Source organism: Mycolicibacterium iranicum, from assembly GCF_014190915.1.
Classification (GTDB): domain Bacteria; phylum Actinomycetota; class Actinomycetes; order Mycobacteriales; family Mycobacteriaceae; genus Mycobacterium; species Mycobacterium iranicum_B.
The window spans coordinates 12,152-35,676 of sequence record NZ_JACHVU010000007.1; the positions used below are offsets into that span (position 1 = coordinate 12,152).

Genomic DNA, 23,525 nt, shown 5'->3' on the forward strand with positions numbered 1-23,525 from the left:
TAACGAACCCGCGCCGCCGGGGAGTCCCCAGACGGCGCGCGTTCGCTCAGAGCATCACTTCGCGTCGTCGTCCCCGGCGCTTGCTTCGATGTCGTTGTCGGCGTCCGCACCGTCCTCGACGGCGTCGGCGGTGTCGTCGGCGGTGTCGTCACCGCCCTCGACGGCGGCGGTGTCGTCGCCGTCACCGCTGGCGGCAGCCGCGGCGGCCTCACCCGAGGGCCCGAAGAATTCGGTGGTGTCGATCTCGGTGCCGTCGGTGTCCTTGACCGTCGCACCGTGGACGACCGCGGCGACGGTCAGGCCGCGGCGGACGTCGGCGAACATCGCGGGCAGCTGGTTGTTCTGCTGCAGCATCTGCAGCAGCTGCTGCGGCTCGAGGCCGTACTGACGCGACATCAGCACCAGACGTTCGGTGAGGTCGTTCTGGCCGACCTGGATGTCGAGCTTGTCGGCGATCGCGTCCATCAGCAGCTGGGTCTTGATCGCCTTCTCGGCGTTGGTGCGGTTGTCGGTGTCGAACTCTTCGCGGCTGCTGCCCTGCTCCTTGAGCGTCTCGGCGAACCGGTCCTCGTCGTGGTCGAGGCCGTGGATCGCGTTGTGCAGCGTGTCGTCGACCTGGGCCTGCACGACCGCCTCGGGCAGCGGGATCTCGGTCTGCTCCAGCAGCACCTCGATAGCCTTGTCGCGGATCGCCTCGGCCTGCTGAACGGTCTTGACGCGGGTGACCTTCTCCCGCAGGTCGGCGCGCAGCTCGTCGATGGTGTCGAATTCGCTTGCCAGCTGGGCGAATTCGTCGTCAAGCTCGGGAAGCTCACGCACCTTCACCGACTTGACCGTGACGGTCACCTCGGCCTCCCGGCCGGCGTGCTCGCCGGCGACCAGCGTCGTGGTGAAGGTCTTCGACTCGTCTTCCTTGAGGCCGATGATCGCCTCGTCGAGGCCCTCGATGAGCTGCCCCGAACCGATCTCGTGGGACAGGCCCTCGGTCTTGGCCTCCGGGACGTCCTCGCCGTCGACGGTGGCCGACAGGTCGATGGAGACGAAGTCGCCGTCCTCGGCGGGGCGGTCGACCCCGGTCAGGGTGCCGAAGCGCTTCTGCAGCGCCTCGACCTCGGCCGCGACGTCCTCGTCGGCGACCGCGACCGGGTCGACGGTGATGGTGAGAGCCTGCAGGTCGGGCAGCTCGATCTCGGGACGGACGTCGACCTCGGCGGTGAAGACCAATTCCTCGTTGTCTTCGAGCTTGGTGACCTCGATCTCCGGCTGGCCGATCGGCTGCAGCGATTCGGCGCTCACGGCCTCGCTGTAGCGGGCGGGCAGCGCGTCGTTGACGACCTGCTCGAGCACGGCGCCGCGGCCGACGCGGGCCTCCAACAGCTTGCGGGGCGCCTTGCCGGGACGGAAGCCGGGCAGCCGGATCTGCTTGGCGAGCTGCTTGAACGCCTTGTCGATGTCGGGCTCGAGCTCAGTGAAGGGCACCTCCACGTTGATGCGAACCCGGGTCGGGCTCAACTTCTCGACGGTGCTCTTCACGTTCGTACTCCTCTATTGCTTCTCTGCGGATGGTCGTGCTCGGGGCGTGCTGGTCGGGGTGACAGGATTTGAACCTGCGGCCTTCCGCTCCCAAAGCGGATGCGCTACCAAGCTGCGCTACACCCCGGTCATGGCTGCTCGCGCCTGCGCGCACAGCATCAGACCACCGGCGATCTTACGGCCTGGCCACGCCGAAGCTTCAATTGGATTTGAGTTGGGCGGTGCCGGTACAGTCTGCCGGTACTGTCACGTAGTGCAGCAGCACGCGGGCGTAGCTCAATGGTAGAGCCCTAGTCTTCCAAACTAGCTACGCGGGTTCGATTCCCGTCGCCCGCTCCACTGGCACCATCGCAGAGCCGTCGAACAGCCCGTTCGGCGGCTCGCGTGGTCTCAGGGTCAGCGCGGGGCAGGCGGCGGCGGATCGGTCGGGGTCACCGCGATCGGCAGCCGATGAGTGCCTGGTCCCTCACCGGGGCAACCGGCTCCCCCGACGACCAGGGTCCTCTCACCGGAGAAGCTGCCGTCGGGGTTCGGGATCAGATAGTCCGAGCGCACCGACTGGACGACGCTGTCGGGATTCGCGCGGTCACAGAAGTACGGGTAGTCGCCACTCGTCTCCCACCGGTCGCCGTTCCATCTGTACTCGAAGACCGCGGGAGCACCGGGGTTCCTGGTGAGGTCGCCGGAGTTGTCCATGCTCACCACGCAACCGTCGACGTCGCAGCGGGCGGTGTATTCGACGACGAAAGTCTTGGCGGGCATCGGTGTCGGAAGACCGTTGAACGTCTGGCGGGAGAAATCGACGAAGACTTCGTAGTACCCGTACAGCAGCGGCGGAGTGCCGCGCTCGGCGTTCGCGACGGGCGTCACCGCAAGCATCGCGCATGCTGCCAGCAGCGCGGCACCCACCGACTCGGCACGGTTCTTCGGCACCCGACCAGTAACCCACAGGTCGGCCCCGTCCATCGCCGATTCGCGCGTTCGATCCCCGGCTCCGGCAACGGCAACGGCTCCGGCGACCGCCCCCACCGAGCGCTGCCGCACCCACCCTGCGAATCGGGGAGCGAACGGAAGGGATAAAAGGGCGCCGACGGGGTAGCCCGCGGCCGAGCAGCTTTTCAGAAACGAGAAGGGGGCCGGATGAGCGCGGTCGACAACGGACAGGGCGCAGGTGCGGCCCTCCTGGGTGTCGCCATGCCGGACCTTCTCGAACTCGACGACGTGGACCTGGTGCGACTGCGGGCGGGAAACGAGATCTTCGCCGAGGGCGACGGCGACGCCCGCCTGTACCTGATCGAGGACGGCCGGGTGAAGGTCGGCCGTCACGATCCGGACGGCAGGGAGTGCCTGTTCACCATCCTCGGCCCGGGCGAGGTGTTCGGCGAGGAGTCGGTCTTCGACCCCGGGCCCCGAAGCTCCAGCGCCACGGCGATGACCGACGTCGTGGCGCTCGCCGTGGGGCGGGCGTCGCTGATGAACCTCACCCTCGCCAACCCGCAGATCGCGCAGAGCCTGTTGAGGATCCTCGCGCGCCGGATCCGCTGGACGTCGGGCAACATCACCGACACCGTCTTCGCCGACGTCGCGGCCCGCGTGGCCAAGCACCTGCTGGGCCTGGCGCAACGATTCGGCCGTCAGGAGGACGGCGCGATGCGTGTGCCGATGAACCTCACCCAGCAGCAGTTCGCGCACCTGGTGGGCAGCTCCCGCGAATCGGTCAACAAGGTGCTCTGCGACTTCACCGAGCGGGGCTGGATCCGCCTCGGCACCGACAGCATCCTCATCAGAGAATCAGAGCCCCTCGCGACCCGGATGCGTGGCGCGCGACGCGCCGGCGGCGGTGCGGCGGCCCGGCAGACAGGCAGCTGACATGCAGGTAGACGTGACGTTCATCGGAAACGCGACCACCCTGATCCGGTGCGACGGGATCACCGTCCTCACCGACCCCAACTTCCTCCACCAGGGGCAGCACGCCTATCTCGGCCACGGTCTGTGGTCCAAACGCTTTCGGCCGCCGGCGATGTCGCCCGATCAACTGCCCGACCTGGACGCGATCGTGCTCTCCCACATGCACGGTGACCACTGGGACAGGGTCGCTCAACGCAGCCTCGACCGCTCGCTCCCAATCGTGACCACCCACCACGCCTCGAAGCGGTTGCGGCACAGGGGTTTCGACGCTGCCGTCGGCCTGGGCACGTGGAACACGTTCGTGCTGGACAAGGGCGAGGAACGGCTGACCGTGACCGCCCTGCCGGGGCGCCATGCCCCCACCCCGATCAATCGCTTTCTACCGCCGGTGATGGGCACCATGCTGGAGTTCCAGCCGACGCCGGACATGACTCCGCGCCGCCTCTACGTCTCGGGCGACACCCTGTACATCGACGAGTTGAGCGAGATCCCGGTGCGGTTCCAGTCGATCGACGCCGGGATCCTGCACCTCGGCGGGACCCGGTTACCGGCGGGCAACCGACTGCCGTTCGGGCTGACCGTGACGATGGACGGCCGACAGGGCGCCCAGACGGCACAGCTGCTGGACCTCCCCCGCATCATCCCCATCCATTTCGACGACTACAGCGTATTCGCCTCTCCCCTGGAGGATTTCACCAAAGAAATGGCCGCGCGCGGACTCGCCGAACGGGTGTCGGTCATCGAACGCGGCGAGACCATCTCCCTGTAGAGCACTCCCTGCTGAGCACGGCCGAACGTACGGTCCCACGGGAGAACAGAACCCGTCAGGAACCGTACGTTCGGCGCTTCCGGGCGACTCAGCGGCGCACTGCGGGGTCGGTGACCCCGTTCTGCGTCCGAGCAACAGACCCAGGGCGAGCATGCCGACGGCCAGCGCCAGGTGCAGCCAGTTGTCCGCGGTGTTGACCGGCACGAAATTCGCGGAGCTGTCGTGGTCGATCACCAGGCCGTAGAGCCACAGCACCGCGTAGATGACGCCCCCGACGATGAGGTACAGCCGCGCCGTGTGGAACGTGCGGGCCAGGGCGATTCCGGCGACACCGAAGAGCAGGTGCACGACGTTGTGCAGAATCGACACGGCGAACACGCCCAGCAGCATCGCGCTCGAGTGGTGACCGGCGAAGCTCAACTCGCTGTAATTGGTGGTCACGCCCGGGATGAACCCGGCGATACCCACCACGAGGAACACCGCTCCGACCGCGAGCGCGGCGAGTTGTACGGGTTCACGTTTGGCCCGCACCCGATTTCCCGGTGTTGTCATCTTCGGTCCCTTCTCGATACTGCTCTGACCCCACCTGGGTCACGCACCGAGCTACCCGGCCTCCACGCGCGAAAACCGAACTGGGCAAATCGACTCCGGGGACGTGCAGTTTCTGTCGGTACGCTGTGAGCCATGAATGGCGTACTGCTCGTCCTCATCCTGGTGGTCGTCGCGGCGATCGGTTTCGCCGTCTACGCGTCGTCGAAGGCGTCGAACAAGCGCACCGCGGCATCCCTGGCCGATGCCAAGGCGGACGCGCGCCGGGTCATCGAGCGCCTCGGGGGCCAGGTGTTCGCGCTGAGCGGCTCCGACGACGCCTCCAAGCAGGCACTCGCGGACGCCTCCGAGCGGTACACGGCCGCGTCCTCGCAGATCGACCAGGCCACCACGGCGCGCCAGGCCGAGCTCGCCAAGGAGAGCGCGATGGAAGGTCTCTACTACGTGCGCGCCGCCCGCACCGCGATGGGCATGGACCCCGGCCCGGAACTGGAATCACTGTCGGGTCAGCGGACGGCGGGCACCGTGACCGAGGACCGTCGCGTCACCTTCGAGGGCCGCGAGATCGAGGCGTCGCCCTCCCCGTCGCAGCGCACCCCGAACTATTACCCGGGCGGGCGGGTGGCCGGCCGACCTGTCCCCGCAGGCTGGTACTCCGAACCGTGGTGGAAGCCCGCCCTGGTGGCCGGGGCGTGGGGCCTCGGTTCGGCGCTGCTGTTCAGCACGATGTTCTCCGGGATGGCCGGTGTCGGCTACGACGCGCAGGCGTTCGAGAACGGCTACGGCGACGGCTTCCAGGACGGACTCGACCAGGGCCAGCTCGAGGATGGTGGTGGCGGCGACTGGGGTGGCGACGGTGGCGGCGACTGGAGCGGCGACACCGGCGGCGGCTGGGATTCCGGCGGCGGGGACTGGGGCGGCGACTTCGGCGGTTTCGACTTCTAGCCGGTGCGGCGGCAGCCCGCTGCGCTCAGAAGCGGCTCTCCAGCCGGGCCGAAACCCCCGCCTCCTGCAGGTCCAGGCGCTCCAGCATGGCCCGCACCGCCTCATCGTCGATGCGTCCGGCGTCGCGTTCCCCGATCAGCGCCGCCCGCTGGGCGGCCAGCACGTCGCGGTAGAGCTGGGCGAACACCTCGGCCCGCAGCGTGTGCGCCTCGGGATCGGGCATCTCGTCGGCGTCCTGTGAATGCCGGGCCACGATGCCGCGGATCTCGGCGAGGACCTGCGGGTTCAGGCCCGCGGGCGGATGCGCGCGGAACTCGGCGATGATCTCATCGGCGGCCGCGTGCACCACATCCTCGGCTTTGCGGGTCTCGGCTGAGGCGTAGACCTGATCGACGTCGCCCGACACCTTCAGGCGCCGGATCAGCAGGGGCAGCGTCCAGCCCTGCAGCAGCAGGGTGCCGACGCTGACCACGAACGCGATCGCCTGGATCGTGGCGCGTTCGGGGAACGGCTCACCAGCCGCCGTGGTCGCCGGGATGGCCGCCGCGGCCGCCAGCGTCACGACGCCCCGCATCCCCGTCCAGGACACGACGACGTTCTCCTGCCAGCTCAGCGCACGGTTGCCGGTCCTGGGCCGCCAACTGCCCCGCGAGGCGTCCCGGCGTCGGACACCCAGCGCGCCGCGGCCACCGCCTTCGGGGATGGGCACGCTCAGCCGCTTCTCCACCTGCTTGGCGAGCTTCTTCCTGCCGAACATCGCGAACACCGAGACGGGCCGGATCACCAGCACGATGAGCAGCACGACGCCCGAGGCCACCGCCACCTGCATCAGCGACTCGTGGGCTTGGTTCAGATCTTCCAGGACGAATCGCAGGTGCAGGCCGATGTAGGCGAAGACGAACGCCTCCAGCAGCACGTCCAGCGAGTTCCACACGTAGCGCTCCTGCAGCCGGGTCTGATAGCCGGCGTCGACCGTGCCCGTGCCGACGACGAAGCCGGCCACCACGACGGCCAGCACGCCGGAGGCGTGCATCTCCTCGGCCAGGATGAACGCCGCGAACGGCACCATGAGGCCCTGCACGGTTTCCAGCGCGGGGTTCGCCAGCCGCCTGCGGATCCAGAGCGTCACGAACCCGAGCGCGGCGCCCACCAGCGGCCCGAGCACCGCGCTGTAGGTGAACAGCAGCAGGGGGTTCTCGATGAACGTGTGGCTGCCCGCGACCTGGGCGACGGCGACGGAGAACAGGGCCAGCGCGGCGGCGTCGTTGATCAGGCTCTCGCCGGTCAGGATGGACATGACGCGTTTGGGCAGACCGAGTTTGCGGCCCACCGCCACGGCGGTGACGGCATCCGGTGGGGCCACGATCGCACCCAGCACCAACGCGGTGGCAAACGTCAACGGGACGACGACCAACCACGACGACACCGCCGCCACGGTGAACGCGGTGACGACGACCAAGCCGACGCCGAGCCCGAGGATGGGTTTGATGTTGCGCAGAAACGTCGGAAACGAGAAGTCCAGTGCGGCGGAGTACAGCAGCGGGGGCAGGACCACCGACAGCAGGATGTGCGAATCCAGTTCGGGCGCTTCGAAACCGGGCACGAAGGACACCGCGATACCGACCACGACGATGATCAGCGCGGGTTCCAGACCACGCCGATGCGCCATCGCGGTGACCACGATGGCGCCGACGACTACCAGGATCAGTTCCACGCGAGAATTCTCCCGGCTGCCCGGGCCGCCCGCCCGGCGGGGGCGTTTAGCTCTGACAGGTCGGGCACCAGAACAGGTTGCGCCCCTCCAGCACCTCGGTGCGGATCGCGGTGCCGCAGATGCGGCACGGGTCCGTGGCGCGCCGGTAGACGTAGGTGCGCGGGCGCCGCGGCGCGTAGGACGGCATCCCGTGATCGTCTTCCGGGCGCATCGTGATGATCCTGCCGCGCCGCACGCCGACCTTCATCAACGCCACCAGGTCCGTCCAGGCCTCGGCGAACTCGCTCTCCTCCATAAGGGTGCCCGGTCGGTGGGGGTTGATCCGGTGGCGGTAGAGCAGCTCGTTGCGGTAGACGTTGCCGATGCCGGCGATGATCGTCTGGTCCATCAGCAGCGCCCCGATCACGCGGCGCGACTTGCTGATTCGCGCCCACGCCGCCGACGGGTCGGCATCCTTGCGCAGCGGATCGGGGCCCAGGCGCGCGAGGATGGCCGAGACCTCGGCCTCGTCGACGACCTCGCAGGCGGTGGGGCCGCGCAGGTCGGTGCCCTTCTCGGTCCCGACGATGCGCATGCGCACCTGCCCCACCGGTTCGGGGACGCCGTCCTGGACCGGGAAGTCGGAGAACTTGCCGTACAGCCCGAGGTGGACGTGCACGATGCGGCCGCCCTCGTAGTGGTGGAAGAGGTGCTTGCCCCACGCGCTGGCCCGGCTGAAGACGCGCCCGTTCACCGCGTCGGCGCCGTCGATGAACCGGCCCTGCGGGCTACTGACCGCGACGTGCTGGCGGCGGAAGAGGGTCTGATGCCGGCGCGCCAGGCGGTGGATGGTGTGACCTTCGGGCATGCCTCAAGTGTGCGTCAGGCCGCTCACGCGCCGGGAACGGACGGCGCCTCGTGCGTCTTTTCGTACTCGGCGAGGATGTCGATGCGGCGCTGGTGACGCGGCGCCTCGGACCACTGCGCGGCCAGGAACGCGTCCACGATCGCCAGCGCCTCCTCGGTGGAGTGCATGCGGCCGCCGATTCCGATCAGCTGCGCGTTGTTGTGCTCGCGGGCCAGAGTGGCGGTCTCGGTGCTCCAGGCCAGTGCGCACCGCGCGCCCGGGACTTTGTTCGCCGCGATCTGCTCGCCGTTCCCCGAGCCGCCCAGCACGATGCCGAGGGAACCGGGATCGGCGACCGTCTTCTCCGCGGCCGCGATGCAGAACGCCGGGTAGTCGTCCTCGGCGTCGTAGGCGAACGCGCCGCAGTCGACGGGCTCGTGGCCTGCCGCGGTGAGGTGCTCGAGGATGGCCTGCTTGAGCTCAAATCCGGCGTGGTCGGCTCCGAGGTAGACGCGCATGGCGCCTACCCTAGCGCCCTGCGCGAACCGCTCAGCCGACCCAGCCGGGCTGTCGGCTCAGCCGACCCCGGCAGGACTGTCGGCTCCGCCGACCCCAGCCCGACTGTCGGCTCAGCCGACGGTGATCGCGTCGAGTCGTTCCTTGATGAAGTCCGCCGACGTGACCGCGTCCAGCCCGGCGACCTTGCCGATCGGCGGGTCCAACGGCGTGACGAGCGCATCGTGGTTGGCCTCGTAGAAGTAGATCAGCGAGACCAGATCCTCCTCGGGCGCGTCGGCCTGGGGTGGCAGCACGCGGTGCCGCCCCGAGGGCCAGCGCCGTCCGCTCCAATACTCCAGCAGGTCACCGATGTTCACCGTCAGGGCGCCCGCATCGTAGGGGGCGTCCTCCCACCCGGCGGCCTCGGAGTACACCTGAAGCCCGCCCGCTCCCGGTTCGCGGTCCAGGATCGTCACCGTGCCGAAGTCGGTGTGCGGACCGATGCGGAACTGGCCCGGCTCGGGGTCGCCGACCACGCTCACGGGCGGATAGTGGTTGATGTTCATCGTCCAGGTGGGCGTGCTGGCCAGTTCGGCGAACGGGTTCACCGGCAACGTCAGCGCGTGGGAGAACAGTGCCAGCAGGTCGTCGGCGACGCGGCGCATCTGCTCGGTGTACCTGTCCACGAGCCCCTGCAGCGCGGGCACCTCGGCCGGCCATACGTTGGGCGCGAACCAGATCCGGTCGATCTCGGGGTCGCCGGTCGCGGTCTCCGCACCCAGGCTGAAGCTCTCCTTGAGATCCGGTGGCGTCTCGGTCCCTTCGGCGTACGCGTTGGCCTCCGCGCCGGGGCCGATCCATCCGTGCCCGCCGACGCCGACCGAATACCTCGACTTCACCGCATCCGGCAGCGCGAAGAACTCGCGCGCCGCGGCGCGCACGTCCCGGGCCAGCGCGGGGTCGACGCCGTGACCCCGCACCATGATGAATCCCGCCTGCTGCAGGCCGGCATCGACCTGCGCGGCAACGCGGTCGGCGTCCGCGCCGCCCGCGCGCCAGCGCGAAAGGTCGACGCTTGCAATCACACTCATTCTCCGATGTCCTCCGCCCACAGGTCGGGTTGTGCGTCGATGAAGTCACGCATCAGGGTCACGCAGCGTTCGTCATCGAGGATGGTGATCTCGACACCGTGCTCGGCGAGCCAGTCGTGGCCGCCGCTGAAGGTCCGGCTCTCCCCGATGACGACCGCCCCGATGTTGAACTGGCGCACCAGCCCGCTGCAGTACCAGCACGGCGAGAGGGTCGTGACCATCGTCGTCGAGCGGTATCCGCGCTGGCGGCCCGCATTGCGGAACGCGTCGGTCTCGGCATGGATGGACGGGTCGTCGAGCTGCACTCGGCGGTTGTGGCCGCTGCCCAGCAGGGTCCCGTCCGCGCCGAACAGAGCCGCTCCGATCGGTATTCCGCCCTCTGACAGCCCTTTTCGGGCTTCGTCGACCGCGACGTCGAGCATCTGCTGCGGTGTGGTCATCTCATCTCGGCGGTGATCTTGGATCGGCACAGGATCAAGTATGCGGCTCCCGAGAGCAGGAAACCCACGAAGAACGCGATGTCGCCCAGCTGTGGCAGCGCAGCGGCGACGACCCCGACGAACTTCTCCTGGTTGGCGAACAGCACGACCGAAACGACCAGACCGAGGACGAATGCCGCGAACCCACCCCAGTTCGTATACGACCGGTCGTAGAGCAGATGCGAAACCTGTTGCCCCCGGCGCAGATACTGATCGGCGAAGAAGACGCCGAGCCAGGGGCCCACCCAGTACGCGATGATCAGGAGGAACGCTTTGTAGCTGTGCGCCGCGTCGGCCAGCGCCCACCACGCGACCAGGAACCCGGCCACGCCGAAGAACGCGGTCACCACGGCGCGCGCGGTGTGCTGGGGCAGGGTGATGCCGATCGTCACGAACGCCATCGCCCCGGAGTACACATTGATGGCGTTGGCGGCGATGGCCCCGACCGCGATGGCCAGCAGGGTCGCGGCGGCCAGCGGCGAGGCCAGCTCCGCGGTGAACGATCCGGTCGGGTCCGCCAGCGACGCCTCCCCCGTCGTGACCGACGCCGCACCGACCACCTCAAGGACCGCACACGCCGTGAACAGTCCTGCCGCGGCGAAGAATCCGGTGCGCCGGGTCGACACCGTCGCGGGCAGGTACCGGGTGAAGTCGGCCGCGTACGGCGCCCACCCGGCCGCGTAACCGAACGACGTGCCGACGGTGAGCAGGAAGCCGCCCAGTCCGCCCACACCGTCGGCCGCGGGTGTGGCGTTTCCGATGTCCGCGTGGGCGAAGACCACCACCGACGCCGCGATGAAGACGACCGCCAGCACCGGGAACGAGTACCGCTCGAACGCCTGGATCAGGTTGTGCCCGAAGAACGCCAGCGCCGTCTGCAGGAGCACGATGATCACCAGACCGACCAGCGGGCCGAACCCGAATAGGGTCGACAGGGCGAACGCGCCGCTGACACTGTTGGTGGCGAACCAGCCGACGCCGGCGGTGACCGCCATCAATACCGACGGCAGTGCGTTGCCCTTGAAGCCGAAAGGCAGGCGCGCCAACACCATCTGCGGGACGCCGTGCAGAGGTCCGCGAGCGGACAGGAAATAGTGTGCCATCGCGCCGAGGCCGGTGCCGAGGACGATACCGGCGACGGCCTGCCAGAACGTCATGCCGAACGCCAGCACCGAGAGCATGCCCACGAAGATCGTCGCGAACTCGAGGTTCGGCGACGTCCAGGTCCAGAACAATTGACTCGGCCTGCCGTGGCGGTCGGCGTCGGCGATGTACTCGTTGCCGCCGGGCTCCACCGCGACGACGCGGTCGCGGTAGGTCCCGTCGGTGGTCGGTTCGGACACAATCACCGGTACAACATCGCCCCGAACATGGCGCGCCGCAACCCGAGTCAACGTGATGGAAACATTCCGGGCTCGACGGTGGTTGCACGCGAGGATGAAGGTCCTGATCTTGAGCGCCAGCCCCCGCGATGACGGGAACTCCCACACATTGGCGCTCGCCGCGGGTGACGGAGCGCGCAAGGCGGGCTCGGCGGGCTCGGAGGTCGAGCACCTGTTCCTCGACGACTACGTCGACAGAGATGCTCCGCAACTGCGAACAACCTGAAGATCACCCGCAACGACGAGGTGTGACTCCAAGCTGAAGATCAACGGCATCGCAGTACCGGCTCCCAAGCCAACTACCCTCAGATCTATGGGGAAAATGGGGGACTCCTTCGCAAGCTGGTTCGTCGCGCTGCCGAAGGGTCGGAAGTTTGTCATGTCGGCGGTTATGGCTTCGACCACGATCCTTACCCCTGTATTGCTGCTTACGCCTACGCATCACTGGGACGACAGGATCTCCCCGAGCCAGTTCGAGTTCACCTGTGCCGACCCCCGGCAGGGTGACCATCAAGTCAGCGTCGAACTCCCCACCGACCCTGACCGGATCGACGAGATGAATGCTCATCCCGAGCAGTTTGCGGCCCTGTTCCGGACGGCCTGCCCGACCTACTGACAGCAGAGCGCCCACCTCCGAGAAGGTGGGGCTTCTTTGCGTTGTGGGTGTCAGCAGAGCTGATGCTCTGCGGCCTCGACGAGGAACATGCCGTGGGGCCGCCGGTGCCGACGCTCGGACAGCCGCTGCGCACTCGACGACGCATACGAGACGCTGCTGATGGACCACATGCTGACCGCCGATGCGATTCGTGTACGCGATGCCGCTGTACTTCTACGGCATGCCGGCGCGGCTGAAGACGGTCTTCGACCGTCTCTTCTGTTACACCTCGCCCAGTTCCAGGAACTCACGCGATATCTGCGCCAGGACCTCGTCGGTGTGGTGGTGGGCAATGCGAACAGCCGCGGCGAGATCGTGCGCGACCACCGGCTGGACACGGCGCGGTCCCACCGGGTGTGGGGCGACGCCCGGTGAATCAGTCGAATTCCGGGCTCTCGGTACGGGACCGCTTGAGTTCCCAGAAGTGCGGATAGGACGCGAACGTCACCGAGGCGTCCCACAGCTTGCCGGCCTCCTCGCCGCGCGGGATGCGGGAGAGCACCGGGCCGAAGAACGCGACGCCGTTGACGTGGATCGTGGGGGTGCCGACGTCGTCTCCCACGGCATCCATGCCGGCGTGGTGGCTTTCGCGCAGTGCGTCGTCGTACTTATCCGAGGTCGCGGCCTCGGCCAGTTCTGCGGGCAGGCCGACCTCTTCGAGCGACTCCCTGATGACCCTCTCGAAGTAAGGGTCGGATTCCCGGTACCCCTGGTTGTGGATCCGCGTGCCCATCGCGGTGTAGAGGGGGCGCAGGACCTCGCGGCCCTTGAGCTGCTCGGCGGCGATGGCGACCCGGACCGGGCCCCAAGCCGTCTTCATCATCTCCTTGTACTCCTCGGGCAGGTCACGACCCTCGTTGAGCACAGCCAGGCTCATGACCCGGAAATCGACGTCGATGTCGCGCACCTTCTCGACCTCGAGGATCCATCGTGACGTGATCCAGCACCACGGGCACAGCGGGTCGAACCAGAAACCGGCGACATCCTTGTCTGACATCTGCAGATCCTCTCGAAGCGTTTCGGACGGACTTCCGTTCAGCACAACCATGCACCGCCAGCCTGTGTTCCCGTTCACGGCTAGTGTTGACGAGCGTGGCACTTCCTAACCTGACCCGCGACCAGGCCGCCGAGCGCGCCGCCCTGGTGACCGTCGACAGCTACCGCATCGAACTCGACCTGACCGACGGGGACGGCAAGCCGAGCGAACGCACCTTCCGGTCGGTGACGACCGTCGAATTCGACGCCCTCGCCGGCGCCGACACCTACATCGACCTCGCTGCCGACGCAGTCCGCAGCGCGACGCTCAACGGTGCCGAGATCGACGTGACGGGCTACGACGAATCGTCCGGGATCCCGCTGCGGGGCCTGGCCGAGCACAACGTCGTGGTCGTCGACGCCGACTGCTCGTACTCGAACACCGGTGAGGGCCTGCACCGCTTCGTCGACCCGGTCGACGACGAGGTCTACCTCTATTCGCAGTTCGAAACCGCCGACGCCAAGCGGATGTTCGCGTGTTTCGACCAGCCCGACCTGAAAGCCGCCTTCGACGTCACCGTCACCGCGCCCGCGCACTGGGAGGTGATCTCCAACGGCGCCACCGCCGACGTGACCTGGGACGGGTCCGCCAAGCACCACACCTTCAAGGCCACCCCGCGGATGAGCACCTATCTGGTGGCGCTCATCGCCGGGCCCTACGCCCGGTGGGACGACGTGTACTCCGACGACCACGGCGACATCCCGCTGGGCATCTTCTGCCGCAAGTCGCTGGCCGACCACATGGATTCGGACCGGCTCTTCACCGAGACGAAGCAGGGATTCGGCTTCTACCACAACAACTTCGGGATCCCGTACGCGTTCGGCAAGTACGACCAGCTGTTCGTCCCGGAATTCAACGCCGGAGCGATGGAGAACGCCGGGGCGGTCACGTTCCTCGAGGACTACGTGTTCCGGTCCAAGGTGACCCGCTACTCCTACGAGCGACGCGCCGAGACCGTGCTGCACGAGATGGCGCACATGTGGTTCGGCGACCTGGTCACCATGCAGTGGTGGGATGACCTGTGGCTCAACGAGTCCTTCGCCACCTTCGCGTCGGTGCTCTGCCAGGCCGAGGCGACCGAGTACACCCAGGCCTGGACGACCTTCGCCAATGTCGAGAAGTCCTGGGCCTACCGCCAGGACCAGCTGCCGTCGACCCATCCGGTCGCCGCCGACATCCCGGACCTGCACGCCGTCGAGGTCAACTTCGACGGCATCACCTACGCCAAGGGCGCAAGCGTGCTCAAGCAGCTCGTGGCCTACGTCGGCCTGGAGGCTTTCCTCGCAGGGCTGCGCGACTACTTCCGCGACCACGCGTTCGGCAATGCGACGTTCGGCGACCTGCTCGGGGCGTTGGAGAAGTCCTCGGGCCGCGACCTGTCGGGATGGGGCAGGCAGTGGCTCAAGACCACCGGCCTCAACACGCTGCGGCCCGAATTCGACGTCAACGGCGACGGCGCGTTCACCCGCTTCGCCATCGCGCAGGGCGGCGCCAAGCCGGGCGAGGGCGAGACCCGCGTGCACCGGCTGGCAGTCGGCGTCTATGACGACGACGGATCCGGCAAGCTGGTGCGTGTCCACCGCGAGGAACTCGACGTCGACGGTTCGACGACCGAAGTGGCTGCGCTGCAGGGTGTTCCGCGCGGCAAGCTGATCCTGGTCAACGACGACGACCTGACGTACTGCTCGCTGCGGCTCGATCACGATTCGCTGCAGACCGTGCTGACCCGCATCGCCGACATCGCCGAGCCACTCCCGCGCACGCTGGCGTGGTCGGCGGCCTGGGAGATGACCCGCGACGCCGAACTACGGGCTCGCGATTTCGTCGCGCTGGTGATCAGCGGGCTGCACGCCGAGACGGAGGTGGGCGTGGCGCAGCGGCTGCTGCTGCAGGCCCAGACTGCCCTCGGCTCCTACGCCGACCCCGCCTGGGCCGCCGAGAACGGGTGGCCGGCCTTCGGCGACGCACTGCTGGACCTGGCCCGCGAATCGGCGCCGGGTTCGGATCACCAGCTGGCCTTCGTCAACGCGCTGTGCTCGTCGGTGCTGTCGCCGAACCACATCGCCGTCCTGTCGACGCTGCTGGACAACGAGCCCGCGTCGGTCAACCTCGAAGGTCTGGTCATCGACACCGATCTCCGCTGGCGGGTCGTGACCGCGCTGGCACGCGCCGGTGTGATCGACGCCGACGACACCGACACGCCGTTCATCGATGCCGAGGCCGACAACGACCGGACCGCGGCAGGCCGGCGTCACGCCGCCGCTGCGGCGGCGGCCCGGCCGCAGTCGGCGGTGAAGAACACCGCGTGGGAACAGGTCGTCGAGGACGACACGCTCGCCAACATCACCGCGCGCGCCATCATCGGCGGGTTCGTGCAGCCCGGTCAGGGCGATGTGCTGGCGCCGTTCCGGGACCGCTACTTCGGCACCATCTCCTCGGTCTGGCAGCGGCGGTCCAGCGAGGTCGCCCAGACGGTCGTCGTCGGCCTCTACCCCTCGTGGGAGATCAGCCAGGACGCCCTCGACGCGGCGGACACCTTCCTGTCGGATCCCGAGGTGCCACCGGCGCTGCGCCGGCTGGTGCTCGAAGGCCGAGCAGGCGTGGAGCGCTCGCTGCGGGCGCGCCAGTTCGACGTCAGCTAGACCCCAAGCCCCGCACACCCCCACCCCGGCACCGCGAGCGCGCGTGTCCGCACGCGACACGCCGCTCGCGGCCGGCAGTTCACGCGCGCTCGTCGCGCCCGCGCGCACCTATGCTCACGCCGTGGCGGTGAACAACAGTCGCAGAGCGCGGGCGGCGCGGCGACGGAAGCGGCGCGTCGCAGCCGTCGTCAACGATCTGACCGACACGCAGTGGGCGTCGATCAAGGCTGCCTGGAATGGGTGCGCCTACTGCGGCACGACCACCGGGACGATGCAGCGGGACTGCGTGATGGCCATCTCGCGCGGCGGCCGGTACACGGTCGACAACGTGGTCCCCGCCTGCGCGGCCTGCAACGCCAGCAAGTGCAACGACGAGGTGACCGGCTGGCTGCGACGTAAACGGCTCGACGAGCGGCTGTTCCTGGAACGCTACGTGCGGATTCGTGCCGAGCTCATGGCCGCCCACGCCGAACGTGCACTCTCGGTGGCGACCGACGTCCGGCCACTACCGTGAATGCACGTTCGCGGCGGGGCTAGCGGGGCGAGACGCCCGCCGAGAGCACGCGGATACCGCTGATCAGGCCGTCGATCAGGTTGCCTTCGCGGAACGACGCGGCGGCGGCGGACACCCCCAGCGGGGCTGCCTCCTCGATGCCGCGGCCCTTGACCTCCGAGCCGTAGACGACCTCGATCGCGCGCTGATCCGGCGACACGGCCAGCAGCACTGCATTTCCGGGCGTGGGCACCTTGGCCAGAATCTCGCGGGCCGTGGCCGCGGTATCGACACCGAGATCGCCGATGTAGACGGCGAACCGGGCCTTGGCAGCCCGCGAGCCGTACTTCAGCGCGTTGTCGAGGACCACGAGCTCCCGCGTCGGGAACGGGTAGTGCACCGACAGCTCACCGGGCTCGGTGACCCCCGAGACGCGCCCGCTGGCGGTGATGACCGAGCCGTAGGGCAGCTCGGCGAGCTCCAGCGCACCCGCTCTGGTCAGTTCACCACTTGCCACTTGCGCCACCTCCGATGGTCAGGTGCGAGCCGTGGCCGCCGTGGCCGTGGTCCGCCGGTTCGTCAGCCGCCCACAGGACGGGCTCGTGCGTCCACTTCTCCGACATGTCGAACGTCGCGGGATGCGGACCCTTCTTCGTGAAGATGAACAGTGCCAGGATTCCTGCCAGGACCAGCGGAACCACCAGGAAGCTTGCGTGCACAAGAGCTGTTGTGTTCACGCGCAAACCGTATCCCACGGTCTGTTCAGGCCGCGCCCTCACCCAGGTATCTGACCCAGGCCGGGTCGAGTTCCTTGACGCTCGACAGCAGTCGCCAGTGCTGACCCTTCGGCGGCAACGGGGTGGTGTGCAGCGACCACCCCAGTTCGCTGAGCAGTTTGTCGGCCTTGCGGTGGTTGCAGGCCGAACACGCCGCCACGCAGTTCTCCCACGAGTGGTCGCCGCCGCGGCTGCGCGGGATGACGTGGTCGACGGTGTCCGCCTTGGTGCCGCAGTAGGCGCACCGGAACCTGTCGCGGTGCATCAGCGCCGCCCGCGTCATCGGGATGCGTGCCCGGTACGGCACCCGTACATAGGTCCGCAACCGGATCACCGTGGGGACGACTATCGAGCGCGACGCCGAGTGGATCACGGGCCCGACCGGATCGTCGTGGACGACGTCGGCCTTCCCGCACATCAGCATCACGACCGCACGGCGCAACGGCAGGGCGGTCAGGGGTTCATAGGTTGAGTTCAGCAGCAGCACGCGGCGGCGTCCCCAGATCGAGGGTTCCGGCACCAGCGCGGGCTGGGTGTCGACGGCGGGGACCACGCTGTGCAGCGCGCGCGAGGCAGTCGTGGCTGTAGACCCGGATGAGCCCGCCGCGGCCCGGTGATTCCGGTGGCCGCGTCCATTCTTACGCTGCGCCATACGTCCTCCGACCGACAGTCCACCACGGATCACTCCAGATCGCACGGCAATTCCGGTCGTGTTCGCAGGTCGGCCCGGTGAACATCGCGTGACCGATGCCCCCCGCCCGTCCCGCTGCCTGCAGGCGCGCCCCGACTGCGCCGTCGAACAGCGAAAAACAGGTAGTCGGTTACTCACGCCGGTCCCGCAGCGGGACACCACACTGATGCCCATGGGGACGACACCGCCGGGCACTTACCTGGAGTTCGACGACTCGCATGCGAGGTGGCCGGCCGGCGAGGACGCGCTGATCGACCGGATGATCGAGGACCTGCGGACGAACAACGAGTTCCAGTACCGCAAGAGCCGGCTTCGAGCCGCGATCCTGCGGCGGGGCCGGCCTCACGCGATCCGCGACGCGCACGCCAAGAGCTGCGGCATCCTGCATGGCGAGCTGACCGTGCGCTCGGACATCCCGCAGACCCACCGTCAGGGGATGTTCGCCGAACCGGGACGGACCTACCCGGTGATCGCGCGCATCTCGAGCACCTCGGGAGCGATCCGGTCGGACCGGGTGCGCGGCGTTCGGGGCCTCGGGCTGAAGATCCTCGGCGTGGGTTCCGAGGACCGGGCGCACCCGGACTTCGCCGGGGACGCGAACCAGGACTTCGTGTTCGTCACCGAGCCGGAGTTCCTGTTCGCCGACGCCGCCGACTACGCCTCGAGCGGTATGCGGACCGCCAAGATCCTCGCCCGTCTGCCCGACGCCGGGATGATCGCGCTCAACGGCCTGCTGCGCGGCGCCCGCGCAGTCGTGGATCGCTCGGGCCGACCGTTCCCCGACAAGCTACGGGTGTTCGCCGAGCCGAACCATCACCCACTGGGCCAGACGTTCTACACCGCGGCCCCGGTGCGCTTCGGCAAGTACATCGCCAAGATCAGCGTCCGGCCCGCCTCGACGGAGGTCGCGGCGCTGCAGAACACGGCGATCACGCCCCCGGGATACGACGCGGCCTCGGCTGCCGTCCGAGAGTTCTTCTCCCGCAACGATGCCGAGTACGAGGTCGGCGCCCAGCTGTGCACCGACACCGACGAGATGCCGATCGAGGACGCGACGAAGCCGTGGTCGCAGGAACTGTCGCCGTACGTGCCGGTCGCGACCATCCGCTACCCCAGGCAAACCGCACACAGCGAACAGCTCCGGAGATTCGGCGACGACGAGCTGACCTTCAACTCGTGGCGTGGGATTGCTGAACACGTACCGCTCGGCTCGATCAACCGGCTCAAGCTGCGCGTCTACGCGGCATCGAGCAAATTCCGACACGACCTCAACCGCGTCGAATACACCGAGCCGGCCGACCTGTCCCGGTTCACCGATCCTGACCTGGGATGAATCGATGAACGACCACACTGCGCATTGGCGAGAATCGGCCGGCCCGCCGATCTAGGATTCACGGCATGGCGGGGGTTTGGCAAATACTCGATCGCCCCACGGAGTTCGGCGCGGTCCGATCTGCACTGACCGGTTCCGAGTCGTGCGGCGTGGTGCTGGTCGGAGCCGCGGGCGTCGGAAAGACCACGCTGGCACGCGCGGTGACCGAGTCTCTGCGCTCCGAGGTGCACTGGGTCGCCTCGACCGAATCGTCACGCAACATCCCGCTCGGCGTGTTCTCGCACCTGGTGGGTTCCACCGGGTCGCGCGACGCGACGGCGCTGCTGGCCACCGCCCGCGAATCCCTTGTCGCGCAGGGCGCCGACAACGTCGTCGGGGTGGACGACGCCCATTTGCTCGACGAGCTGTCCGCCACGCTGCTGCACCAGATTGCCGTCGATCAGACCGGGCGCATCCTGGCCACGGTCCGCTCCGGCGAACCCGTGCCCGACGCGGTGACCTCGCTGTGGAAGGACGGTTATCTCCGCCGCATCGAGCTGCAGCCCTTCTCCAAGGACCAGAGCGTCGCACTGGTCGAATCCGTCATCGGCGGGCGGCTGGAGGGCCTCTCCGCCGACCTGATGTGGGAGTCCTCGGGGGGCAACCCGCTGTTCCTGCGCCATCTCGTGGAGGGGTCGATCGACGCCGGCACCCTGAACCGGGTCGGCGACGTGTGGCAGCTGCGCGGGCCGACGGCGGTCCCGGCCGGTCTGGCCGAACTGCTCGACACCCGCCTGGACCAGGCCGGTGAGGACGTCATCAACGCCCTCAAGCTCCTCGCGCTGTGCGAGCCCCTCGACATCGACGCGCTGACCGAACTGGCCGGGGAGAGCGCTGTCGACGACGCGGAAACCCGCGGCCTGATCCGGTGTGTGTCCCACGGCGACACCCTGAATGCGCGGTTCAGCCACCCGCTCGTGGGGGACGTCGTGCGCAGCCGGGTCGGGCGCGCCGCCGCACGTCGCCTCAAGGGCCGGATCGTGGAGGTCCTGCGCCGCCAGGAGATGGATTCCGCCGCGAGCCGAATCCGGATGGCTCAGTTGTCGATCGACAGTGACCAGACCGTCGACGAGACCCTGCTGATCACCGCGGCCAAGGACGCGGTGTACCTGTCGAACCTGCCGCTCGGTGAGCGCCTCGCCCGCGCGGCCTTCGAGCGCAGCGGAACCCTGCAGGCAGGCGAGCTGCTGTCGCGGGCACTGCTGTGGCAGGGCAAACCCGCGGAGTCCGAGGCGGTGCTCGCCCGCTTCGATCCCGACGACCTCGACGAGCTGCAGTTGGTCCAGTGGGGCGTGCCGCGCGCATCCCGGCTCTTCTGGTCGCTCGGTGACGTCGAGCGCGCCCGCGACGCGCTGGCCTTGGTGCGGGCGCGCACCGGACATCCGTCGCTGACCCTGTTCGTCGACGCCGCGGCCGCCGCGATGGCCGTGCACGAGAGCAAGATCGACGACGGCATCGCGCAGGCGCTGGCGATCCTCGACGATGCGCGGGCACCGAACCAGGCCGTGGAATTCGCCGCATTCGCCGCAGGGATGGCGATGCCGGTCGCAGGCCGGGGCGACGAATTCGAGCCGATCGCCGCGCGGTGCCGTGCCGAGCTCAGCTCCACCGACGGGATGATCCGGGTGATGGTGCGCTACTGCGACGTGCTCGCGCTGACGCACACCGGACAGCTCGACCTGGCCGATCAGCGCGCGGCCGACTACGCGAACTTCTCCTCGGTGGGCCAATTCCTGGCCTGGGCCATCGCCAAGATCATGGCGGGCGTCGTTGCGACCGCCCGCGGCGACTTCGCCGAGTCCATCCAGTCGATCGAACAGGCCCTGGCGGCGCTCAACGCCGAGAATTCGCTCCCCTGGCAGTTGCCCGGCCGCTTGCTGCTGGCCCGCGCCTATGCGGCGTTGGGCCGCACCGGGGAAGCCGAACGTGTGCTCACCGACGCCGCGGAGCACTCGGGGCCGTCGATGGCGATCCACGAGCCGCAGCGACTCATCTCCCGGTCCTGGTACGCCGCGGCCAAAGGTATGGAACGCCGCGCGGTCGAACTCGCCAGGGCCGCCGCCGACAACGCCCACCGATCCGGCCAGTACGCCCTCGAAGCCGAGGCGCTCCATCACGCCACGCGGTTCGGCGATCGGACCACGGCGGCGCGTCTGGGCGAGCTGGCCGACATCGTGCACGGCCCCGTCGTAGGTCTGCTGGCCCGTCACGCCGCCGCGTTCGCCGCCCACGACGCCGCCGCGCTCGACAGTGTCGGCGCTGATCTCGAACGCGCCGGCCTGCTGCTGGCGGCCGCCGATGCCGCCGCTCAGGCCGCCGCGCTGCACGATGCCGCCGGCGATCGCCGCCGGACCAACGAATCGGGTGCGAACGCGTTGCGGCTGGCCGAACGGTGCGGCGGCGCGACCACACCGGCGATCAAGATCGCGGCCCGGCCGTTGCCGTTGACTCCGCGTGAGCGCGAGATCGCCGAGCTGGTCGCCGCCGGGCTGTCCAACAGGGAGGTCGCCGAACAGCTCACCCTGTCCGTGCGCACCGTGGAGGGCCACGTGTACCGCGCCTGCTTCAAGCTCGACGTGGCCGACCGCGACGAGCTCGCCAGGCTGATCAGGAAGAAGAGCTAGTCGGCGGTGCGACCGTCGGGCCTGGAACGAGACCGGGCCGGCGATGGACCACAATGGAAGCGATGGACGCTCAGAACACGCAGCAGTCGTTCTACGACGCGGTCGGCGGTCACGCGACCTTCCGCGCCATCGTGTCGCGGTTCTACGAACTCGTGCGCGAGGACGAGATCCTGCGCCCGCTCTACCCTGAGGACGACCTCGTCGGCGCCGAGGAGCGGCTGCTCATGTTCCTCGAGCAGTACTGGGGTGGTCCGCGCACCTACTCCGATCAGCGGGGCCACCCGCGCCTGCGGATGCGCCACGCCCCGTTTCGCATCGGATACCTGGAGCGCGACGCATGGCTGCGCTGCATGCACACCGCCGTCGCCGAGATCGACTCCACCACGCTGGACGACCGCCACCGCCAGGAACTGATCGCCTATCTGGAGATGGCGGCCCAGTCGATGGTGAACTCACCCTTCTGAGCGCCCCCGCGGGCGACGTCAGCGCAAGACCACCGCAGGATCGCCACGACGCCGGTAGACCGTGCCGAATCGCGCGTCGATGCGCAGCCAGGTCGGCATCGCACGCACCCGGACCACCTCGTCGGCGCTGACCGACTCCGGGGAGAACCGGTCCCGCGACGGCGATTGGGGCAGGAACCCCATCGCCGTCAGCGCGAACACGCACCGCATCGGAATGCCGACGTCGTCCTGGCCCGAGGACACCGCCACGACCTCCTGATCGAGCAGCGACGCCGGCGGGCCGTGCGCGCTGGAATGCTCCTTGGCCAGGCTCATCCCCCGCTGCGCGAGATCCAGCACGGCGCGGGCGGGTACGTCGTCGAGGTGGACGAACCCCGTGTCCGGCGGAAGCGCGCCGCGCCACGCCGAATCCATCGCGAACCCGGGCTCGACGAACCCGTCGGGACCCATCCCCCTCAACCCCGGTAGCAGCGCGTCGGCGCCGGCGCTGAGGTCGGCGGGGTTGACGCGGCCCCCCACCACCCGGCTGGCGAGAACGTCGAACCCCGTGGCGACCCACGCGACGACCAGGCCGCCGGGACGCTGCCGCAGGCGCACCACGCTCGCTTCGTCCAGCCGCAGCGCACGCTCCGTGAACGTCGCCAGGTCCTCCCGGTGTGCGGCGTCGGCCAGCCACACCCCGCGCTCGCCGGTGGTCACCGCAGCCAGCGTTGCAGGTATTCGTGCTGCTTGTCCGAAAGCCGCTGCAGCCGTTGCTCTTCGATGTGCACCGCGGCCAGCTGGGTGTCGGCGATGACGGCGGGCCTGGAGTTCGCCGGGGCGCCGACGGGCCGCACCTCGTAGCCGATCGTGAAGTCCACCGCGCGGACACGCTTGGACCACATCGTCACCTGCAGCGGCGAGTCGATCAGCCGCAGCTGGGCCTTGTACTTGATGTTCACCTCGGCGATCAGCAGCCCGATCGTGGTGATCTCGTCGCCGAACGGTTCCAGCAGGAACGGGATCCGGGCCTCTTCGAGGATCGTCACCATGGTGGCGTGGTTGATGTGCTGGTACATGTCGATGTCGGACCACCGCA

Annotated in this window: 25 protein-coding genes, 2 tRNA genes and 1 pseudogene; 12 read left to right on the plus strand and 16 right to left on the minus strand. The window is 68.7% G+C overall.

The genetic code is table 11. From position 1 onward, the window contains the following. Positions 1 to 54: 54 nt before the first annotated feature. A complete protein-coding gene (gene tig / locus FHR72_RS15910; protein ID WP_183469724.1) occupies positions 55 to 1,533 on the minus strand; it encodes a trigger factor in 1,479 nt (492 codons plus the stop codon). A 50-nt stretch (positions 1,534 to 1,583) separates the two neighbouring features. After that, positions 1,584 to 1,660 (minus strand) — tRNA-Pro (locus FHR72_RS15915). 138 nt (positions 1,661 to 1,798) lie between these two features. Between FHR72_RS15915 and FHR72_RS15920 the strand changes: the two genes are divergently transcribed. Then, positions 1,799 to 1,872: transfer RNA gene (locus FHR72_RS15920), tRNA-Gly, on the plus strand. Between the two features lie 57 nt (positions 1,873 to 1,929). On the opposite strand, the gene FHR72_RS15925 is transcribed toward FHR72_RS15920, so the two are convergent. After that, on the minus strand, positions 1,930 to 2,499 hold the full coding sequence (locus tag FHR72_RS15925) for an MBOE_33420 family protein (protein WP_472670785.1): 570 nt from the start codon (positions 2,497 to 2,499) through the stop codon (positions 1,930 to 1,932). A gap of 174 nt (positions 2,500 to 2,673) precedes the next feature. Here FHR72_RS15925 and FHR72_RS15930 point away from each other — a divergent pair, with 174 nt between their 5' ends. After that, positions 2,674 to 3,402, plus strand: a complete 729-nt coding sequence (locus FHR72_RS15930) for a Crp/Fnr family transcriptional regulator (RefSeq protein WP_183469726.1) — start codon at positions 2,674 to 2,676, stop codon at positions 3,400 to 3,402. 1 nt (position 3,403) lies between these two features. Then, the gene (locus tag FHR72_RS15935) at positions 3,404 to 4,210 is read left to right on the plus strand and encodes an MBL fold metallo-hydrolase (protein ID WP_183469729.1); all 807 of its coding nucleotides are present in this window, start codon (positions 3,404 to 3,406) and stop codon (positions 4,208 to 4,210) included. A gap of 117 nt (positions 4,211 to 4,327) precedes the next feature. Here the strand turns inward: FHR72_RS15935 and FHR72_RS15940 are convergent. Then, a pseudogene (locus FHR72_RS15940) lies at positions 4,328 to 4,762 on the minus strand (DUF4383 domain-containing protein); the annotation flags it as partial. A gap of 132 nt (positions 4,763 to 4,894) precedes the next feature. Here FHR72_RS15940 and FHR72_RS15945 point away from each other — a divergent pair. Further along, positions 4,895 to 5,704 carry a DUF1542 domain-containing protein gene (locus FHR72_RS15945; protein WP_183469731.1) on the plus strand — a complete coding sequence of 270 codons (810 nt, stop codon included), beginning with the start codon at positions 4,895 to 4,897 and terminating at the stop codon, positions 5,702 to 5,704. Between the two features lie 25 nt (positions 5,705 to 5,729). Here FHR72_RS15945 and FHR72_RS15950 read toward each other — a convergent pair whose 3' ends face one another. The 6 genes from FHR72_RS15950 to FHR72_RS15975 form a co-directional block, all read right to left on the minus strand. Next, entirely contained in the window at positions 5,730 to 7,418 is a 1,689-nt protein-coding gene (locus tag FHR72_RS15950) for a cation:proton antiporter (protein WP_183469733.1), read from the minus strand. 46 nt (positions 7,419 to 7,464) lie between these two features. Next, positions 7,465 to 8,265, minus strand: a complete 801-nt coding sequence (locus FHR72_RS15955) for an Fpg/Nei family DNA glycosylase (RefSeq protein WP_183469735.1) — start codon at positions 8,263 to 8,265, stop codon at positions 7,465 to 7,467. A gap of 23 nt (positions 8,266 to 8,288) precedes the next feature. Continuing rightward, complete coding sequence (locus FHR72_RS15960; RefSeq protein WP_183469737.1) at positions 8,289 to 8,762, minus strand: ribose-5-phosphate isomerase; 474 nt, start codon at positions 8,760 to 8,762, stop codon at positions 8,289 to 8,291. 111 nt (positions 8,763 to 8,873) lie between these two features. Then, positions 8,874 to 9,833, minus strand: a complete 960-nt coding sequence (locus tag FHR72_RS15965; protein WP_183469739.1) for an isopenicillin N synthase family dioxygenase — start codon at positions 9,831 to 9,833, stop codon at positions 8,874 to 8,876. Continuing rightward, a complete protein-coding gene (locus tag FHR72_RS15970) occupies positions 9,830 to 10,273 on the minus strand; it encodes a nucleoside deaminase (protein ID WP_183469741.1) in 444 nt (147 codons plus the stop codon). Before FHR72_RS15970 ends, FHR72_RS15965 begins: the two co-directional genes overlap by 4 nt. Next, positions 10,270 to 11,661 (minus strand): purine-cytosine permease family protein, encoded by a 1,392-nt coding sequence (locus tag FHR72_RS15975; RefSeq protein ID WP_183469744.1) that lies wholly within the window; start codon positions 11,659 to 11,661, stop codon positions 10,270 to 10,272. Before FHR72_RS15975 ends, FHR72_RS15970 begins: the two co-directional genes overlap by 4 nt. An 88-nt stretch (positions 11,662 to 11,749) precedes the next feature. Between FHR72_RS15975 and FHR72_RS15980 the strand changes: the two genes are divergently transcribed. The 3 genes from FHR72_RS15980 (at position 11,750) to FHR72_RS15990 (ending at position 12,724) form a co-directional block, all read left to right on the plus strand. Then, entirely contained in the window at positions 11,750 to 11,920 is a 171-nt protein-coding gene (locus tag FHR72_RS15980) for an NAD(P)H-dependent oxidoreductase (protein ID WP_396888462.1), read from the plus strand. An 87-nt stretch (positions 11,921 to 12,007) separates the two neighbouring features. Next, positions 12,008 to 12,310 (plus strand): hypothetical protein, encoded by a 303-nt coding sequence (locus FHR72_RS15985; protein WP_183469748.1) that lies wholly within the window; start codon positions 12,008 to 12,010, stop codon positions 12,308 to 12,310. A gap of 87 nt (positions 12,311 to 12,397) precedes the next feature. Beyond that, positions 12,398 to 12,724: a hypothetical protein gene (locus FHR72_RS15990; protein ID WP_183469750.1), complete on the plus strand. Its 327-nt coding sequence runs from the start codon at positions 12,398 to 12,400 to the stop codon at positions 12,722 to 12,724. Position 12,725: 1 nt separating this feature from the next. Here the strand turns inward: FHR72_RS15990 and FHR72_RS15995 are convergent, their stop codons facing one another. Further along, a complete protein-coding gene (locus tag FHR72_RS15995; RefSeq protein ID WP_183469752.1) occupies positions 12,726 to 13,346 on the minus strand; it encodes a mycothiol-dependent nitroreductase Rv2466c family protein in 621 nt (206 codons plus the stop codon). A gap of 95 nt (positions 13,347 to 13,441) precedes the next feature. On the opposite strand from FHR72_RS15995, the gene pepN reads away from it, so the two are divergent. Both pepN and FHR72_RS16005 read left to right on the plus strand, forming a co-directional pair. Next, complete coding sequence (gene pepN, locus FHR72_RS16000; RefSeq protein WP_183469754.1) at positions 13,442 to 16,027, plus strand: aminopeptidase N; 2,586 nt, start codon at positions 13,442 to 13,444, stop codon at positions 16,025 to 16,027. A 121-nt stretch (positions 16,028 to 16,148) separates the two neighbouring features. After that, positions 16,149 to 16,541, plus strand: a complete 393-nt coding sequence (locus FHR72_RS16005; protein WP_183470212.1) for an HNH endonuclease — start codon at positions 16,149 to 16,151, stop codon at positions 16,539 to 16,541. Between the two features lie 19 nt (positions 16,542 to 16,560). Here FHR72_RS16005 and FHR72_RS16010 read toward each other — a convergent pair whose 3' ends face one another. Genes FHR72_RS16010 through FHR72_RS16020 form a run of 3 tightly spaced genes read right to left on the minus strand, consistent with a single transcriptional unit; the run spans position 16,561 to position 17,948 of the window. Beyond that, positions 16,561 to 17,037 carry a DUF5130 domain-containing protein gene (locus tag FHR72_RS16010; protein WP_183469756.1) on the minus strand — a complete coding sequence of 159 codons (477 nt, stop codon included), beginning with the start codon at positions 17,035 to 17,037 and terminating at the stop codon, positions 16,561 to 16,563. Next, on the minus strand, positions 17,024 to 17,257 hold the full coding sequence (gene ctaJ / locus FHR72_RS16015; protein WP_311736162.1) for an aa3-type cytochrome oxidase subunit CtaJ: 234 nt from the start codon (positions 17,255 to 17,257) through the stop codon (positions 17,024 to 17,026). The genes FHR72_RS16010 and ctaJ overlap by 14 nt, the downstream gene beginning before the upstream one ends. A 25-nt stretch (positions 17,258 to 17,282) precedes the next feature. Further along, a complete protein-coding gene (locus tag FHR72_RS16020) occupies positions 17,283 to 17,948 on the minus strand; it encodes an HNH endonuclease (protein ID WP_183469758.1) in 666 nt (221 codons plus the stop codon). A gap of 205 nt (positions 17,949 to 18,153) precedes the next feature. Here FHR72_RS16020 and FHR72_RS16025 point away from each other — a divergent pair, with 205 nt between their 5' ends. From FHR72_RS16025 to FHR72_RS16035, 3 genes are all read left to right on the plus strand, one after another. Next, entirely contained in the window at positions 18,154 to 19,320 is a 1,167-nt protein-coding gene (locus FHR72_RS16025) for a catalase family protein (RefSeq protein WP_183469760.1), read from the plus strand. 65 nt (positions 19,321 to 19,385) lie between these two features. Continuing rightward, a complete protein-coding gene (locus tag FHR72_RS16030) occupies positions 19,386 to 21,983 on the plus strand; it encodes a helix-turn-helix transcriptional regulator (protein WP_183469762.1) in 2,598 nt (865 codons plus the stop codon). A 53-nt stretch (positions 21,984 to 22,036) separates the two neighbouring features. After that, positions 22,037 to 22,447, plus strand: coding sequence for a globin (locus FHR72_RS16035; protein WP_221193701.1), 411 nt, complete (start codon positions 22,037 to 22,039; stop codon positions 22,445 to 22,447). Between the two features lie 18 nt (positions 22,448 to 22,465). Here FHR72_RS16035 and FHR72_RS16040 read toward each other — a convergent pair whose 3' ends face one another. Then, positions 22,466 to 23,146 carry a DUF8010 domain-containing protein gene (locus tag FHR72_RS16040; protein WP_183469766.1) on the minus strand — a complete coding sequence of 227 codons (681 nt, stop codon included), beginning with the start codon at positions 23,144 to 23,146 and terminating at the stop codon, positions 22,466 to 22,468. Beyond that, entirely contained in the window at positions 23,143 to 23,505 is a 363-nt protein-coding gene (locus FHR72_RS16045; protein ID WP_221193742.1) for an acyl-CoA thioesterase, read from the minus strand. Before FHR72_RS16045 ends, FHR72_RS16040 begins: the two co-directional genes overlap by 4 nt. Between the last annotated feature and the right edge of the window lie 20 nt (positions 23,506 to 23,525).